Raw genomic sequence first — 17,478 nt, forward strand, 5'->3', positions numbered from 1 at the left:
GCCCGGAACAATGTTCCGGGCTTTTTATTTTAAGGCAGTATCTCTATTACTGCATTTTCTTTTACCGCTATGTAAAGCTCATCTATCTCTTCATCGGTTACTGCAATACAACCGGCTGTCCAGTCTTTCCAGCGATGAAACTTACCTATATACCCCCTGTCATTTCTCAGTCCGTGTATCTTAATAAGTCCACCCGGAGATTTACCCTGTTTTTCAGCAAACTCCCTGTCGGCCACATTAGGATACGAAACACCAAGATTTTTATGATAGGCACTGTTAGGGTTACGTTCGTTAATACTGTAAACACCCTCGGGAGTTTTATTGTCCCCTTCAAACTGTTTATGCCCTAACGGATTTTTCCCTAACGAAATAGTATACGTTTTTAATAGTTTATCACCATTGTACACAAGCATTTTCCTTTTGGATTTATACACTATTAACCTGTCTACCACACTACCTTTAGGCAATGCTTTTTCGGGAAGGAAATAATATATTCCCAAAACAATAGGCACAGATAACATTCCTAAAAGAATCATCCTGCGAAGTTTCATTTTACCACTTTATGATAGCACTACCCCAGGTAAATCCGCTACCAAAAGCTGCAAGCACAACCGTATCACCTTCTTTAATCTTACCGTTCTCCCATGCTTCGGTCAATGCGATAGGCACAGAAGCTGCAGTGGTATTACCATACTTCATGATATTGTTATATACCTGATCGTTACTTAAACCGAACTTCTGCTGAATGAACTGCGAAATCCTAAGGTTAGCCTGGTGAGGTATAAGCATATCAATATCTGAAACCTGTAGATTATTAGCATTCAAACCTTCGTTGATTACTTCACTGAAACGTACTACCGCATTTTTAAACACAAACTGACCGTTCATATACGGATAATAACTCTCATCATCAGGATTATTTTCTGCTATAATATCAGTAACCCATCTCTTACCCATACCCGGAGCTATAAGCGCTAACTCCTCAGCATGCTGACCTTCTGAATGAAGATGCGTAGAAAGGATACCTTTAGTGTTATCTTCTTCTCTTGTTAGTACCGCAGCACCTGCTCCGTCACCAAAAATAACCGAAACACCACGTCCTCTTGTAGTCATATCAAGACCTGTAGAGTGTAGCTCAGAACCTATAATAAGTATATTTTTATACATACCTGTTTTTATGAACTGATCGGCTACCGAAAGTGCATATATAAAGCCGGAACACTGGTTTCTTACATCAAGTGCACCTACGGTTCTTTTCAATCCAAGATCCCTTTGCACTAATACACCCGGGCCCGGGAAATAATAATCAGGACTAAGAGTTGCAAACACTATAAAATCGATATCGTCTTTATCTATACCGGCACGTTCTATAGCAACTTTAGCAGCTTTTACCCCCATAGTTGTGGTAGTATCGCCACCGCCTTTTACTACATGCCTTCTTTCTTTTATACCTGTACGTTCCTGGATCCACTCATCATTAGTATCCATTATTTTGGAAAGGTCGTCATTAGTAACCACGTTCTCCGGAACATAATAGCCTAACCCTGAAATCTTTGAATTATACATAAACTGATTGTTTTATTAAAAATGCAGGCGCAAAAATAAACATTCCTTAAAAAGGAAGTGTAAATTAACTTATTTTTTAATTAATAGCAAGACATTTAACCTGTTGCTTTACAGCATGTAGCAGGCACTAGCTAAAAGCATTTCTGTCTACCGCTAAATCGACCTCACTATTAACAGGCAACTCTTTATAATGCTCAAAAAACACTACCTGCCTGTTTAAAGCCGACTTTATCAAATAACGATTCCCTTTAAAGTAACATTGTTTTACCACTACTTTAAGCGGTCCCTCTTCCACCACCTTTAACTGGTGCGGATAGATTAACACAGTTTCTTCAGGATTTTGTGTCAGCGTTAAAAGTTCAAGCTTTATTTCATTTACCTCTCCAAACAGCGAAGCGGTATATTTATCTACCGGATTGTAATAAATCTCTTTTGATTTGGCTTTAGAGAGCATCCTTCCGCTTTTTATCACAATGGTTTCATCAGCAAAAGAAAGCGCATCGGTACTGTCATGCGTAGCCACTATACAGGTAACGCCTTTTTGTTTTAGGTAGGCAAAAAGATTTCTGCGCAGTGCATTTTTCCTGAAGTTATCAATATGACTAAAAGGCTCATCCAGCAGTAAAACCTCAGGTTCAAGCGCCAGTACTTTAGCCAGTGCTATACGCTGTTGCTGCCCGCCGCTAAGAAATTGTGCCTTAACATTAGCAAACTCCTTCATCTCAACAATATCAAGCAACTCCATAATACGCCTCTGCTTTTCTTCCGGATAAAAATTAGAAAGGAAAGCTCCAACATTTTCAGCCGCTGTAATATAAGGCATCAGGTCAAAATCCTGAGCAAGGTATTTCATATAAGACATACCCGGTATTAAATTGAACTTAGGCCCAAGTACCGGTTCGCCCTTATAGGTAATTTCTCCTTCCTCAATATCATATAAACCGTATATAAGTTTAAGCAGGGTACTTTTACCGCATCCGCTTTCGCCTATAACAGCTATATTTTGCCCGGTTTTCACAGTAAAACTCAGGTTGTGCAGTATGGTTTTCTCGGTATAACCAAAGGAAATATTCTTTACAGCAAGCATTGAAAATTATAAATTTTAACCCTGCAAAAGTAAGTGATTTAAGGCAAACTAACAGGCTTATAAAAAATAATAAGGGCACAATCTCAAACGAGGAGAAAGTACCCTTATCAACCTAACCAATAAATAAACAAACTCATTCGTGAATTATCACTTTTAAAATTATTTTATCAAATGCATATTTGATAAAAACCAACTTGTATAAATATATATACGTGAAAAATTGTTAAACGGTTTTTAAAATTTAAAAATCTTCAAAATATTTTTTCTTTCTTTATCCCCACCACACCATAACTCATTAAAAAACAATATGAAAAAGACCATCACACTTTGTATGTTGGCGCTCTCTTTTTGCGCTTTTTCTCAAAACAAGTCAGATCAGTATTCATTGGAAGCAGGTTATGGAGCCAGTATTCCTGTGGGACGTTTTTCTGATTATTCCCATTATGAATTTGCATTTAGGTATATGATTGACGAAAGCTGGGGAATTAAATTTGACTTTGGGTCAGATAAATTCAGGAAAGACAATGTTCCTAATTACGGCTCAGATTATACCCGTTTTTCGGTACAGGCAGTTAACAACCTGGCAAGAACATTAAATCTTAAAAACCATAGCGACACCCGTTTCAATTTACTGGCACATGCCGGTTTGGGTTATGCCAACATCAAATCGATGAGATATCCTGCAAAAGATAATGTAGGACTTATTATGCTGGGAATTACACCTCAGGTAAGAATTACCGACTGGGTTGCCTTTCATTTAGACGCTACCTATATTATGAACTTTAGTCAGGATTATGACTTTAACGGTGAACGATATTCAAAAGAAACCGATCCGCCATCGGTAGGAAAGCTTTTAAACCTTTCTGCCGGACTTACCTTTTACTTAGGCAAAAACAAAGGCGATGCCGATTGGAGATAAAATAAAAAAGCAGCCACCAGGCTGCTTTTTTATTTGTATAAATTGGTTAGAAATTACTGAGCCTGTTGCTTAGCATCTTCAACCATTTTTTCGTTTGCTGTAATGGCAAATTCCACACGTCTGTTTTTACTCATACCTTCTTTAGTATCGTTTGATGCAATTGGATCTGCCTCACCACGACCTACAGTATTAATACGTGCACCGCTAATACCTTTACCTACAAGGTAAGTTTTTACCGAAGCAGCTCTTTGTTCAGACAGTTTTAAGTTATACTCATCACTACCGCTACTATCCGTATAACCGAATATCTCTATATCTGTATCAGGGTACTCGTTAAATACAGGCACCAGTTTATCAAGGTTACCTTTTGCTGTAGAAGTTAGAGATGACTTATTTAAATCAAAGTTAACCGAGTTCTCACCCAGTGTAATTTTAATACCTTCTCCTACCCTTTCAACATCAGCACCCGGTAGCGCCTCGTCAATATCACGAGCCTGCTTATCCATTTGGTTACCAATTACACCACCGGCAGCACCACCTACAACACCACCAATAATAGCACCAAGGGCAGTATTACCCTTACCCACATTATTACCAATGATACCACCAATAATGGCACCACCTGCAGCACCAATACCGGCACCTTTTTGAGTATTATTCATATTTTTTGTAGCCTCACACGAGGTGAAACCTATACTGAAAATAAAGGCAAAAGCCATTAAATAAATTTTCGTCGCTTTCATAATGCTGTTTTTTTGTTTTATCTGTTTATTACATTCTGTTAAACTGGTACACCACATCCACGGTTTTACCTCCTACATTTACTTTATCAACCAACTGGAACGAGTTTTCTGTTTGGTTTCTTACCTGTAAAAAGTATCCCTGAGAAACTCTTTTTGCTTTCTCTCCTTCGGTTATTTTAAGGGTAAAAGCACCTTCTTTAGTTACACTCCATACAATAGGACTTGTAAACGAAGGGCATCCTGCCTTAGCAAGGCTCATTTCCCCAGTGTTATTATTACTAACAAACTTCCATGAGCTTCCCACAAAACATTGTGAGTCGGCTACATCAAAAGAAGTCACTTTTATATAATCAGATCCCGGATAAGACACCTGTGAAATTGTCCAGTTTCCCTTAATTCCTACCTGCGATTTTTGATCCAGTGAAGAACACGAGGCAAGGGCAATAACACACATGCATAAAAACAATACTTTTTTCATAACTGTTATTTTAAGTTTTAGGTTATATACTCACTTTTCAATGAATAAAGTTAATCAGTTTTTAGGTTATCAAACAATAGCAGTATGCGTTTTTTAACAGGAATTATCGGTTAATTTAACACGCTTATTTTTAGCACTCCGGTAAATCGTTAGCTGTCAGGGGGATTGTAGGGAATCCGGCTCATAGCAAGGGCTTGAATTAATTTTTTCTTAAAACCCTGTTTTTTTAACATATAAAAACGGTTGTATTACTGACAAACCATGCCTTAAAATGTCAATTTGTCACCAAACCCGTCTTGGTATTTTATTTGAGTAAGTACTCACATCAATATTTGCAAAATAAAATCAAACAATACTATGGCAACAGGAAAAATTAATGTTTCGGTAGAAAACATATTTCCCCTAATCAAGAAATTTTTATACAGTGACCACGAGATTTTTTTACGTGAGCTGGTATCAAACGCAACCGATGCTACCCTTAAACTAAAACACCTTACAAGCATAGGTGAAGCCAAAGTAGAATATGGCAACCCGGTTATTGAGGTAAAACTGGATAAAGAGGGTAAAAAACTTCACATCATTGACCAGGGAATTGGTATGACAGGTGAAGAAGTTGAAAAATACATCAACCAGGTAGCTTTCTCGGGTGCAGAGGAGTTCCTTGAAAAATATAAGGACACTGCAAAAGATTCGGGTATCATTGGACACTTCGGTTTAGGCTTCTACTCTGCCTTCATGGTAGCCGATAAAGTAGAGATTATCACTAAATCATTTAAAGATGAACCTGCTGTACACTGGACGTGTGACGGTAGCCCTGAGTTTACTCTTGAACCAAGTGACAAAACTGAAAGAGGTACAGAAATTATCCTTCACATTGCTGAGGATTCTACCGAATTTCTTGAAGAGCACCGCATAAGCGAACTGCTTAAAAAGTACAATAAATTTATGCCGGTGCCAATTAAATTTGGTACACGTACAGAAACACTTCCAAAACCGGAAGATGCTCCTGAAGATTATAAAGCCGAAGAAATTGAGGTTGACAACATTATAAACAACCCTAACCCGGCATGGACAAAACAACCAAGCGAACTTAACGATGAGGATTACAAAGCCTTTTACCATGAGCTTTACCCAATGCAGTTTGAGGAGCCGTTGTTTAACATCCACCTTAATGTAGATTATCCGTTTAACCTAACAGGTATTTTATATTTCCCTAAACTTTCTGCCGACCTACAGGTACAAAAAGACAAAATACAGCTGTATCAAAATCAGGTATTTGTTACCGATAACGTAGAAGGTATAGTACCGGAATTCCTTACTATGCTTAAAGGTGTGATTGACTCTCCGGACATTCCGCTAAACGTATCGCGTTCTTACCTACAGGCAGACGGTGCGGTTAAAAAGATATCCAACTACATTACCCGTAAGGTAGCCGATAAACTTAAATCACTGTTTACCGAAAACCGTGAGGACTTCGAGAAAAAATGGAACGATATTAAAATCGTACTGGAGTACGGTATGCTTAGCGAACCTAAATTCTACGAAAAGGCAGGTGCGTTTACCCTATACCCAACAGTAGATGAGAAATACTTTACTCTTGAAGAACTGAAAGAAAACCTTAAAGAGAACCAAACCGATAAAGACGGTAAACTGGTAATTCTATACGCTAGTGATAAGGATGCTCAGCACAGTTACATTGCCGATGCTAAAGAGAAAGGTTATGAAGTACTGCTACTTGACTCTCCTATTGTATCGCACCTAATCCAGAAGTTAGAGGCCGATAACGAGAATGTAACCTTTACCCGCGTGGATGCCGATCATATTGATAAGCTTATCAAAAAAGATGATGAGCAAATCTCTAAACTAAGCGACGAGGAAAAAGAAAAACTAAAAACCGTACTGGAAGAGATTGTACCAAAAACAACCTACAGTGTACAACTTGAAGCTATGGACAGCAGCGCAGCACCATTCAAAATTACACAGCCTGAGTTTATGCGCCGTATGAAAGAAATGAGCCAAAGCGGTGGCGGTGGTATGTTTGGTATGGGCAACATGCCGGAAATGTACAACCTTGTGGTAAACACTAACCACGAGCTTACCTCAAACATTTTAAACAGCGGAGATAAAGCACACCAGGAAGCATTAGTAAAGCAGGCGCTTGACCTTGCCAAACTATCGCAAAACCTGCTTAAGGGTGAAGACTTAACCGCGTTTGTAAAACGTAGTTTTGATCTTATTAAATAATTTCCATTTCGAGCGAAACATAGTGGAGTCGAGAAATCTCACTTCAAAATAATTATAACAGACCTGCAGCGAAAGTTGCAGGTTTTTTATTTTAGTTAGCTACCTTTACACTCGTAACCCCATCAGGTCGTGATATTTTTATACGTTTTATTTCCTTTCGGGTTTTCAAATCCATTACCACAATATAATCTTCAGGAGTACAGGAAACAAACATACGACTAGTTGCATTATCCATATAAATACCTGCTCCTCTCCCAATATTAATTTTCTTTTCTAAACTATATGTCTCGGCATTATAGAAAAGTATGTCTCCTGTTTTTACACTTACAATAGCAACAGATTTTCCGTCTGGTGTAAATTTAAGACGATGTAATCCCTGTACACCTGTATTTATAGTAGTTTTTACTTCTTTCTTCAATAAATCCACTACTACAATATAGCCGTCGGGCCTTGCTGTCCAAAGTATATCTTCTCTGTCATTAACATCAAAACCTTCAGCCCCCAGCCCAACATCTATAAGTGTTTGCCTCCATTCAATTCGTGATTTTGCATTAGGAGGTAAAACACCTGTAGGCGGCATGTAAGGCGGTATCTCCCTGTTTTCATAAATACTTAGTGTCCCCGACTCTACATTTGTAGTATAAAAACAGTTCCCTTTTTTTGCAAGGTATATTAAATGGGTAAAATCCTGACCTGTTCCAAATACATTTTCAGCCTTTCGGGATTGTAAGTTATACTTTACTACACTTTTGGAACCCTGTGCCGTAACCCAAAGTTTATCATCTTTATAGACTAACCCATGAGGTGTATAAAAGGGTGCGGTATCTATAGTATCTTCCAAAGCAAAATCTTTTAGGTTTATCACACTAATGGTGTGCCCCTTACCTCTTAAAACAGGATGTGAAACATAAGCATAATCCCCTTTTTTATTGGTAACTATTTCATGGGGATCATCCCCAATATCAATAGACGTTATGGAATCCAATGTTTTATAATCATAAATCAAAACCTTTTTATCTCCTTTAGATAAAGCGAGTAGATATTCGGTGTTTTGGGCATTAATATTTTGTAGTGAGAGAAAAACTAAAAGGAATATTATTTTTTTGAAATTCATTTTTTTAATCTGTAGTAATAATTATTCCAATCAAGCCAACACAAACAGTGCCAAATCAGGCTTAATGCATTTAAAAAATTAATTTCAGGAACTCTTTAATCTCACCCCAAAAAAGCAGCAGCCTTTTTCATGGTATCTTCAAACGAGGCATTAATCTCTTCCTTAAACTTTTGCGTTAGCGGGAAAGGCACCATGTGGGTATACGGGTGGTTAAAATCCTGTATATCTACCTCAACCTTTATATTCCTGTAACCGCCCTGTAGGGTATTTAAAGCTTCAGCGGGTGGTGCGACCTCATCCTTTTCCAACACTACGGCTTTTATGCGTGTAGCAAGTTCGCCAAACCTTTTTTCGCGTTCCTTCTGGAAATGGTTGTAACGCACCATGGTTTTAAACCAGCTTTCTTCGGGGTGAAGTTCAGTATCCTGATAATGCCCCAGCCTGCCATCGGTAGCAAAGTTAGAACTTAAAAACTGGGCAAACGACTTTTGCATGGTTACTGCCGCATGGGCATCCATAATGTAGCGTGATACAGGGAACATACGGTCTATGGTCATCCCTCCACAAAAACAAAACAATCGGGAATTGTCAAATATATTCTTAGGGTTACCCATCATCAGTATCAGTGCCAGGAACGACCCTATTGAATAACCAAACAGGTCAATCGAAGCATTACTGCTTATCTCGGGCACCTTATTGGCTTTTATATCATCTGCCAAACGGATAATGTCTGAATAGGTTTGCATACCACTCCAAAACAAACGCTGCGGGTTAGCATCCATACGCGAACTGATTGCCGCATTTACATACGAGCATTGTGTATTATCACGGGAACGTTTCTCACGCTCTTCGGCAACGGCAAACATCAGCTTCCTGTCACTCCAAACCTCAGGAGCCCTGTCCATATGGAAAGCAATAGGAAACAGTATTACCGCCTTGCCCGTATCCTGTGTAAGCTTATAAGCCCACGGCAAGTATTTGTCCCATGTTTTTTCGTTAAGTCCGTGTAGCAGTATTATGGCACCGTTAGCCCTTTCCTGCCCCGCCTTACGCACTATGGTATATTTAAAACTGTTGTTTTCGTTTATTTCATGGTCGGTTACATCTACTATGGTGTTTTCACCTGTACCACCCGGTTCCACATCATCAAAAGCATGATCGTGCTTACTGCAAAACAGGGAATCACTACCCGGAAGCATCTGCTTGGCATCTGCCGATGTAAACGAATAATGCGACATAGCAATATCCAGTTCGGGCACAAATGAGTTATCCTGTTTTTGGGAAAAAGACTGTTTTAAAAGTGTATAAATATCGTGGTACAACATGGCGGTTGGATTTAAACTTAAATAACGAAATAAGGCACAATTGTATTGTAAGACATAATTACGAAAAATGATGTTAATAAAATTTTAAAAGCCTTATCTTTATATCACTATTCAATCAGTGTTTTGTTATGAATGTTCCATTGGAAACTCCGGCACTATTATTTTCTGCCACCTCACTTATACTACTTGCCTACACCAACAGGTTTTTGACTATAGCCACCATTGTACGCGGACTTAAAAAAAACTATGAGGAAAACGAAACCAAAAGCATACTGCTGGAAATTAAAAACCTCAACAAACGACTTACGCTTATCCGCCAAATGCAGATGTATGGCGTATTGAGCCTTTTCTTTTCGGTTTTTGCCATGACATTACTTTTTATTGGCAGTAATTTATGGGGCACTTACGTTTTTGGGTTAAGTCTGCTGTTATTACTGGCTTCACTTGCCGTATCGTTTTGGGAGATAAGCATATCGGTAAAAGCATTAAGGGTTCACCTAAGCGATTTGATTGAAGAGGCGAAGAAACACAGTTAGTTTGTGGATTTAATTACCCATAAACAAATAAACAGATTAACAAATAAACAGATTAACAAATATACTTTACTCTACTATCCATAGTAAAACAGGCTTGGCTGTCTGCTTTAGTTTCTCATCCAGTTTTTTCATAAACTTGTCAGACACCGCAGGACATCCCCAACTAAGCGGACTGTATTGCGGATAGATTTCCCTGTTAGATACCGCATCCCAGGAGTGTAGTACCACTACCCTGTCGACTGCATTATTATTGGTCTCTTCCAGTCCGTGTAGCCAGTATTTTACATTAATACCCCACGAACTGTAATCGCGATTACCTACCTTATATTTCCCTTTTGAAGAACAATGACTATCGGGCGTATTACTGAACTTGGCTGTTTGGTATTTGTACGGATTCTCTTCAAACTGATCACAGCTACCAGGGGTTACAATATTTTTATCGGTCACAATGGTATCCTTAAAACTGTAAACAAAAAAACGGTTCTTGCCTGAATGTATACTCATATCTACCAAAAAATAATAATCTTTACAAAAGCCTTTTTCTTTACAAAATTTAAGAGCTTCGGTATGTGTAGCGGTATAGTCTTTTTCAGCTTCTTTAGCTTCTTCTTTTTTATTCCCCGAACAGCTAAAAACAGAGAGAAAAAACAACAGGTATAATTTGGCAGTCATATAGTTAAGATGTAGGTTATTACCTATAACTATATTTTTAGTTGATTTAGTATTAATCTATTTATCTTTTTGCCATTTCTTTTTTCAAAGCCCGTTTAAAGCGCCACTCGCAAAAAGAACATATCCCGAAAATAAAAAGTAACCTAGCACTATTGGAAGTTGCATATCTAAAATGATATCGTATTATTTGGGAATGAGGTTCAATATTGATCTCAAGAAATTTCAGAATGTATTTATTATAAGTAAGCTCTATTTTAGACGTAAAACCTTTTTCTTTCCAACCTAAGTTTTGCAATGCGATTTTTACAATATCAAAATTAACTGCTTTAGATTTACCAGTAGCCACTTTTCGCCAAGTGTTATCCTGCCATAATAAAAAGGCTATAATAAGTATGGTTGCCACCAGCCATAATGGCCAAAACTCTACCATCCCCGTTTTAAGTAAAAATAAATAACCTACTCCATATATAGGAATTAGTGTAAACACACTACCTACAATGGTACTGTACCAATAATCACATTTTGAGGTGTATTTCGTTTTTATCATTTAAAAGCTGTTGGAAAAAGTAATGTTAAGAGACACAAATATACCGTAAATGATTACTACCTTTAACCTGTAATAAAACAAATGGGCAAGAATATATTAAAAGGCGTTTTTTTGGTTGGTCTTGGTGCCACCAGCTACGGTATGCTCGCCACTATGGTTAAACTATCCTACAAACAGGGATACACTACTGCCGAGGTTACTTCTTCACAAATGATTTTGGGAATTATAGGAATGCTTATCATTACCTTTTACCAAAAGAAAAATAAAAACACTCCGGCTGTAAAGGCTACCAATAAAAACAAACTCCACCTTATAATCGCCGGAACTTCAATGGGCTTTACCAGTGTATTTTACTACTTGGCTGTAGTATACATTCCGGTTTCCATAGGTATAGTACTCCTTATGCAAACCGTATGGATGGGCGTTGTACTGGAGGCCCTCCTTACCAAAACCCTACCTTCATTACGTAAAGTAATAGCCGTTATTATAGTACTTGCCGGAACCATAATGGCTACTAACTTACTTAACACAACCGAGGTGCCCGACTGGCGCGGTATAGTATTAGGACTTTTAGCCGCCGCGGCATTTACCGCAAATATGTTTACCTCAAGCCGTATAGCAGTACACCTTCCGCCATCAAAGCGCAGCCTGTATATGCTGTATGGAGGCGCAGTCATAGTACTTACTTTTACCGCAATAACATGGCCCGGTACTTACAATTTTGACATCTTTATAAAATGGGGGCTGGTTCTTGCCATCTTTGGTACTATTATTCCTCCGTTACTTTTAAATAAAGGATTCCCGCTCACAGGCATAGGGCTGGGCAGTATAGTATCATCACTGGAACTTCCGGTATCGGTAAGCATGGCTTTTATCCTTTTACAGGAAAAGGTAACCCTAATACAATGGGCAGGGATTGTACTCATTATACTTGCAGTAGTAATTATGAATATAAAATACCGAAGGAATAACTAACTCAAATTAAGTATCTTTATATAAAAAGTAAACTTATGAGCTTACCCTGGCATTTATACCTTATGGCAGCACTGTACATTTTTGCCGGACTCAATCATTTCAGGGTTCCTAAAATGTATACTAAAATTATCCCGCCGCTGTTCCCTTCTCCAAAAACACTCAACGCTATTGCAGGAGTAGCCGAGGTTGTTTTAGGCATATTATTATGTATCCCTAAAACATCGGGCTATGCTGCACTCGGGATCATGGCTTTACTTATTGCCGTTTTTCCGGCAAACGTTTACATGTACATAAACGACAATGCATCATTAGGTTTATCTAAGCAAATAAGGTTTATCAGGCTTCCGTTACAGGTTGTACTCTTGTATTGGGCATACTACTATATCTAAAAACAGGAAGCGGCATTGCATACCTTTAAAAAAACTTAACCATTATGTAATATTTTTTTTAAATAATACAACGCTAACCCCCTTACTGTTAATTAGTTTTTAAAAAACACAAAAATTACCTACAAACTTAAAATCAATTATTTTTTTTAGTAATATTGATTAAACTTTAAAACTTATTTTTTGATATTAATGTTTTCATCTGATGAAAAAGAGTAACCGTACGGAACTTGAAAAGGAAGCTATAGACAGAATAGTTTCTTTGGCTCAGGAAGAAAAAAAGCCGTTTGAAGAAATTAAAAAACAATTTGGTTTATCCGAGAAGGAAATAACTGAAATTATGAAAAAGAAACTGCCCGCCGACAATTTTGAATTGTGGAAGAAAAAGGTGGCCGGAAAGAAACCAAAACCAAAGTCGCAAAACTTTAGCAACTTGGAGGACGACGATTTAGACTCAAAATATTATTTTAAAAACAAATTTTAATTTTATTAAACTCCCTTTTAAACAGGGAGTTTTTTTATGCCCTAATTTAAACCAAAGTAAATTTTATTTTTAATTTTATTAAAGTTAACTTTAATTTTATTAATATTGTAATGCAATTTATTTAAAACAACTTAATGTTATGGCAAAACTTCCCGTAATATGCCCCAGTTGCGAATCGTCACTAAATGTATCGCAGCTAACCTGCCCGGAGTGTAGCACCAGCGTGAATGGTAACTTTCCGCTACCGGTATACTTACAGCTTTCGCAGGACGAACAAAGTTTTATACTTCAGTTTTTCCTTACCAGTGGCAGCCTAAAGGAAATGGCTTCTCAAATGGGCATAAGTTATCCAACCGTTAGAAACAGGCTGGACGATCTTATCGAAAAAATTAAGCAATTACAACAAACTCATTAATGCTATGAAGAAAATACTTTTTAATCCGTTTGAAAAATACAGCGAAACCCAATTATTTATTTTTGGGATAGCCACGGCAGTCCTTTCAACTTACTTAAGCTATATATTCAATGCCAGGTTTGACGGAGCGATAGATATGCATCTGGTTAAAAACATTACACTAAAGCAGGCTATTACAGATAACATTATAAATATCGCTTCCCTTTTTGCAACATTGTACGCAATTGGGTTTTTCATTAATAAAAAAGTAAGACCTATAGATATTTTAAATACCGTACTGGTAGCACGAAGCATATATTGCATCATGCCCTTTACACACTTTGCAGCAGATACGCTGGAAGAATTTGCGGTCAAAACAGCTAAAATCAATCCGCTTGATCCGGCACCTATATCTTTCACTGCTACCGAAATTATAACCATAACCATAGTATCCTTATTAGGAATTATTACCCTTATATGGACAATAGCATTACTATATAACGGCTTTAAAACAGCAACCAATTTAAAAACCATAACACATAAAGTATTATTTGCCATCGCCATTATACTGGCAGAGGTACTTTCAATACTTTTTATCACAGCATTAAACTAACTGATTATGAAAAAACTCTTTACACTTATAATTTTAATGGCAACAACATTTGCCATAGCTCAGGATATTACAGGCACCTGGAACGGTAAACTTGAATTTCAGGGTGTACAACTTAGAATGGTTGTAAACATTTCGCAAAATGAAACCGGAGAATATAACGGCACTATGGACAGCCCGGATCAGGGAGCTAAAGGCATCCCCTTAAGCAATATAAACTTTACAGACAATTCACTTACCTTCTCTGTACCTGCAGCCGGGGTTCAGTATAAAGGAGATTTTAAAGACGGGAACATTAACGGAACTTTTAGCCAGGCAGGCTCCAGCCTTCCGTTAAACTTATCTAAGGGTTTAGGTGTAAACCGTCCGCAGGAGCCGAAAGCTCCATTCCCTTACCAAAGTGAAGATATTACCTTTAAAAATGAAAAAGATGGCATTACACTGGCAGGCACACTAACCCTTCCTGAAAAAACGGGCAACTATCCAGCGGTAATACTTATTAGCGGGAGCGGCCCTAGTAACAGAAACGAAGAAATTGCCGACCATAAACCCTTTTTACTTTTAGCAGACCACCTTACCAAAAACGGTATAGCTGTACTTCGTTTTGATGACAGAGGGGTTGGCGAATCTGGAGGAGATTTTCAAAAAGCTACCAGTGCTGACTTTGCTACCGATGTAGAAGCAGCCTTAAATTACCTGAAAACAAGACCGGAAATAAACAAAAAGAAAATCGGTTTACTGGGACACAGCGAAGGTGGAATGATAGCCCCAATGGTTGCCGAAAAAAATAAAGATGTTGCTTTTGTAGTGCTTCTGGCAGGGCCCGGTATTAAAATTTCTGAACTAATGATACTTCAAACCTACACATTAGGAAAACTATCCGGACTTACAGATGAGGTTCTGGCATCGAGCAAGGCTCAAAACAAAAAGATATATGATGTGGTTATTAACGAGAGTGACCCAAAAATCAGGAAAGAGAAAGTAACTGCATTATTTAAGGCAGATATGGGTGCCGACCTTGCTGCTCAGGGTGCGACAGAGGAACAAATTGACAGGTATGCCGCATCTGAAGCACAAGGCATATTAAGTCCGTGGTTTGTTTACTTTTTAAAATACAACCCTGAACAGGCGCTAAAAAACACAAAATGCCCAATACTGGCTCTTAACGGATCTAAAGATGTACAGGTAACCCCGGATGAAAACCTTAACGGAATTAAACTGGCTACTGCTGCAAACAAAAAAGTAACTATTAAAAAACTGGACGGACTTAATCACCTTTTTCAGGAATGTACAACAGGACTACCGCAGGAATATGGTAACATAGAGCAAACTATGTCTCCGGCAGTTTTAAGCGAAGTTTCAGGGTGGATAAAACAACAGGTAAAATAATTTTAAAAAAAGTAACAATTAACTGTAACATTATCATGTTTTCTGCTACTAATTTTAAAACTGTATAAAAAAACAACCATTATTAAATAAAAAAACCAATTCAAAAAAGCTTAAAAAACAACAGTTAATGCTTTGGTATACAAAAAATTACTATATTTAGGCTCTTAAAAAAGCTGCACACCTTTAAACAATTAAAACCTTACTGAATATGAAAGCTTTATTTATTATATTTTTTATGGGACTGAGTTTTACCGCTCTTGCAAATAACGGCAATAATGGTAATGAAAATAACACAACTCCAAACCCTACTGAGAACAATACTGTACTTTCCAAAACAGAACAGGAAACTAAAAATACTAAGGTTGCAAAAACAGCTACAACAGCATCTGCTGTAAAAACTGAAGAGACTTCCACAGTAAAACCAATTACAAAAAAGGGGTCTTCAAGAGTATGTACCACCGGGACAGAAGTTCCCAGGTATGGTATAAGTTCATTTTTTGTAGAACTTATTCATACAGGCAACATCAAACTGGTAAAAATGTTATTAGACGATTAATCAAAACCATTATACACAAAAAAGCAGCCTTGAGGCTGCTTTTTTTATTTACATAAAGCGGTAAAATTTTATTACTTTGCGAAAAATTTAACCGCAGTATTGATTTATGAAAAAAACTATTTTAGCCCTGTTTGCAGCAACCGCACTTTTTGCCTGTAAAGAAGAACATAAAGCCGGAACCAACCTGCATATATCTGGAAATATTAAAGGTTTTAAGCAGGGTAAGCTTTATATAAAAAGAATAGTAGACACTAACCTTGTTACTCTGGACAGTATTATCATTAACGGAAATTCAGCATTTAACAGTGATTTAAATATAGAAGAACCCGAAATGCTATACCTTATTTTAGACAGAGGACAAACCAATTCTGTAGACAATCAGCTACCGTTTTTTGCTGAACCGGGTGATATTACCATTAACTCAGATGTTGAAGGTTTTTACAGCCGTGCTAAAGTTACAGGCTCAGAGAACCAAAAACTATATGAAAGCTTTTTAGAAATTAAAAAGCGCTACACTAACATGAATCTGGACCTTATGGAGAAAAACCTTGAGGCCACAAAAACAGGAAACACTCAGCAACTTGACAGTATTGAGAAAGCGAGTGAAAAAATCACTAAAACAAGATACTTAGCAACTATAAACTTTGCCCTTAATAACGCAGATAAACCAATAGGACCTTATATAGCACTCTCTGAAATATATGATGCTAACGTCAAATTTTTAGACACCATACAAAAAAGCATGACACCTGAGATTGCAAAATCGCATTATGGAAAAATGCTTACCGAGTTTATTGACAACAGAAAAAAAGAAGATACAGTAGAATAAAACTCTTTCTTTAAAATATGAAAACAGCAAGGCATATATCAGCAATACTAAACGCAGCATATATCCTTGCTGTTTTTCTTTTTGTATTTGATGCGTTACAAATAGTAGAAATAAAAAGTCAGCCGTTAAAGTATTATACCTACTATAGCTTCCTGTTACTTTCTCCATTGCTATTCACAATAAACTATTTCATCTATAAAAGCAAAAAGAAGCGTTTAAAGACACTTTTTACCCCATTTATAGCAATACTACTCATCTTATACATATCCCCTCTTAAAATCATTTTTTATGCCTCTGCATGGGAAACAATTGAAACAATATCAGAAAAAAACAGCAAAGCTAAAACTGTAGAACTGCAACAGCAAGATATTGGGGCTTTAGGATATAATACCAGAACAGTAGAGGTAACCTATTTATCTCCTTTATTCATGATTACAAAGACTACCAATAAAAACACCAAACCTAAAGTTTTATAAAAACTACTACTTTTATTACTCTATTCCCTTTATTATAATTTTTTCAGGATATAACAGGAATTTGGGTTTCATTCAACGGAGATTTTTTAGCATTATATCTTTATAGAGACTATACCTTTTGGCTTTATAGTATAAAAGGCAAAAAAAT

21 protein-coding genes are annotated in these 17,478 nt (G+C 37.2%); 12 read left to right on the forward strand and 9 right to left on the reverse strand.

The features are described 5' to 3' along the window. Positions 1-29: 29 nt before the first annotated feature. The 3 genes from GN157_RS07620 to GN157_RS07630 form a co-directional block, all read right to left on the reverse strand. A complete protein-coding gene (locus tag GN157_RS07620; RefSeq protein WP_157482668.1) occupies positions 30-551 on the reverse strand; it encodes a L,D-transpeptidase family protein in 522 nt (173 codons plus the stop codon). Position 552: 1 nt separating this feature from the next. Then, entirely contained in the window at positions 553-1,566 is a 1,014-nt protein-coding gene (locus tag GN157_RS07625) for a 3-oxoacyl-ACP synthase III family protein (RefSeq protein WP_157482670.1), read from the reverse strand. A gap of 127 nt (positions 1,567-1,693) precedes the next feature. Then, the gene (locus GN157_RS07630; RefSeq protein ID WP_157482672.1) at positions 1,694-2,653 is read right to left on the reverse strand and encodes an ABC transporter ATP-binding protein; all 960 of its coding nucleotides are present in this window, start codon (positions 2,651-2,653) and stop codon (positions 1,694-1,696) included. A 307-nt stretch (positions 2,654-2,960) separates the two neighbouring features. Here GN157_RS07630 and GN157_RS07635 point away from each other — a divergent pair, with 307 nt between their 5' ends. After that, positions 2,961-3,572, forward strand: a complete 612-nt coding sequence (locus GN157_RS07635; protein ID WP_157482674.1) for a hypothetical protein — start codon at positions 2,961-2,963, stop codon at positions 3,570-3,572. Between the two features lie 53 nt (positions 3,573-3,625). Here the strand turns inward: GN157_RS07635 and GN157_RS07640 are convergent, their stop codons facing one another. Both GN157_RS07640 and GN157_RS07645 read right to left on the reverse strand, forming a co-directional pair. After that, entirely contained in the window at positions 3,626-4,315 is a 690-nt protein-coding gene (locus GN157_RS07640; protein WP_157482676.1) for an OmpA family protein, read from the reverse strand. A 28-nt stretch (positions 4,316-4,343) separates the two neighbouring features. Then, complete coding sequence (locus tag GN157_RS07645; protein ID WP_157482678.1) at positions 4,344-4,793, reverse strand: lipocalin family protein; 450 nt, start codon at positions 4,791-4,793, stop codon at positions 4,344-4,346. 357 nt (positions 4,794-5,150) lie between these two features. Here GN157_RS07645 and htpG point away from each other — a divergent pair, with 357 nt between their 5' ends. Next, positions 5,151-7,037: a molecular chaperone HtpG gene (htpG, locus tag GN157_RS07650; protein ID WP_157482679.1), complete on the forward strand. Its 1,887-nt coding sequence runs from the start codon at positions 5,151-5,153 to the stop codon at positions 7,035-7,037. A 91-nt stretch (positions 7,038-7,128) separates the two neighbouring features. Here the strand turns inward: htpG and GN157_RS07655 are convergent, their stop codons facing one another. Together GN157_RS07655 and GN157_RS07660 are read right to left on the reverse strand one after the other, a co-directional pair. Continuing rightward, a complete protein-coding gene (locus GN157_RS07655) occupies positions 7,129-8,151 on the reverse strand; it encodes a YncE family protein (protein WP_157482681.1) in 1,023 nt (340 codons plus the stop codon). Between the two features lie 101 nt (positions 8,152-8,252). Further along, positions 8,253-9,476: a DUF6051 family protein gene (locus GN157_RS07660; RefSeq protein ID WP_157482683.1), complete on the reverse strand. Its 1,224-nt coding sequence runs from the start codon at positions 9,474-9,476 to the stop codon at positions 8,253-8,255. A 128-nt stretch (positions 9,477-9,604) separates the two neighbouring features. On the opposite strand from GN157_RS07660, the gene GN157_RS07665 reads away from it, so the two are divergent. Further along, on the forward strand, positions 9,605-10,012 hold the full coding sequence (locus tag GN157_RS07665) for a DUF2721 domain-containing protein (RefSeq protein ID WP_157482685.1): 408 nt from the start codon (positions 9,605-9,607) through the stop codon (positions 10,010-10,012). 66 nt (positions 10,013-10,078) lie between these two features. On the opposite strand, the gene GN157_RS07670 is transcribed toward GN157_RS07665, so the two are convergent. Beyond that, complete coding sequence (locus GN157_RS07670) at positions 10,079-10,684, reverse strand: murein L,D-transpeptidase catalytic domain-containing protein (protein WP_157482687.1); 606 nt, start codon at positions 10,682-10,684, stop codon at positions 10,079-10,081. Between the two features lie 61 nt (positions 10,685-10,745). Next, positions 10,746-11,231 (reverse strand): hypothetical protein, encoded by a 486-nt coding sequence (locus tag GN157_RS07675; protein WP_157482688.1) that lies wholly within the window; start codon positions 11,229-11,231, stop codon positions 10,746-10,748. A gap of 81 nt (positions 11,232-11,312) precedes the next feature. On the opposite strand from GN157_RS07675, the gene GN157_RS07680 reads away from it, so the two are divergent. The 9 genes from GN157_RS07680 (at position 11,313) to GN157_RS07720 (ending at position 17,330) form a co-directional block, all read left to right on the forward strand. Then, entirely contained in the window at positions 11,313-12,206 is an 894-nt protein-coding gene (locus GN157_RS07680) for an EamA family transporter (RefSeq protein ID WP_157482690.1), read from the forward strand. Between the two features lie 35 nt (positions 12,207-12,241). Beyond that, a complete protein-coding gene (locus GN157_RS07685) occupies positions 12,242-12,595 on the forward strand; it encodes a DoxX family protein (protein WP_157482692.1) in 354 nt (117 codons plus the stop codon). Positions 12,596-12,797: 202 nt separating this feature from the next. Beyond that, the gene (locus tag GN157_RS07690; protein WP_157482693.1) at positions 12,798-13,076 is read left to right on the forward strand and encodes a DUF2805 domain-containing protein; all 279 of its coding nucleotides are present in this window, start codon (positions 12,798-12,800) and stop codon (positions 13,074-13,076) included. Between the two features lie 139 nt (positions 13,077-13,215). After that, positions 13,216-13,491: a DUF2089 family protein gene (locus tag GN157_RS07695; protein ID WP_157482695.1), complete on the forward strand. Its 276-nt coding sequence runs from the start codon at positions 13,216-13,218 to the stop codon at positions 13,489-13,491. A 4-nt stretch (positions 13,492-13,495) separates the two neighbouring features. Further along, entirely contained in the window at positions 13,496-14,083 is a 588-nt protein-coding gene (locus tag GN157_RS07700; protein ID WP_157482697.1) for a hypothetical protein, read from the forward strand. Between the two features lie 6 nt (positions 14,084-14,089). After that, the gene (locus GN157_RS07705) at positions 14,090-15,469 is read left to right on the forward strand and encodes an alpha/beta hydrolase family protein (protein ID WP_157482699.1); all 1,380 of its coding nucleotides are present in this window, start codon (positions 14,090-14,092) and stop codon (positions 15,467-15,469) included. Positions 15,470-15,677: 208 nt separating this feature from the next. Continuing rightward, positions 15,678-16,025 (forward strand): hypothetical protein, encoded by a 348-nt coding sequence (locus GN157_RS07710; RefSeq protein WP_157482701.1) that lies wholly within the window; start codon positions 15,678-15,680, stop codon positions 16,023-16,025. A gap of 106 nt (positions 16,026-16,131) precedes the next feature. Beyond that, positions 16,132-16,854 (forward strand): DUF4369 domain-containing protein, encoded by a 723-nt coding sequence (locus GN157_RS07715; protein WP_157482703.1) that lies wholly within the window; start codon positions 16,132-16,134, stop codon positions 16,852-16,854. Positions 16,855-16,871: 17 nt separating this feature from the next. After that, positions 16,872-17,330 (forward strand): hypothetical protein, encoded by a 459-nt coding sequence (locus tag GN157_RS07720; RefSeq protein ID WP_157482705.1) that lies wholly within the window; start codon positions 16,872-16,874, stop codon positions 17,328-17,330. Positions 17,331-17,478 lie beyond the last annotated feature (148 nt).

It is taken from the genome of Flavobacterium rakeshii (assembly GCF_009741375.1).
GTDB lineage: Bacteria > Bacteroidota > Bacteroidia > Flavobacteriales > Flavobacteriaceae > Flavobacterium > Flavobacterium rakeshii.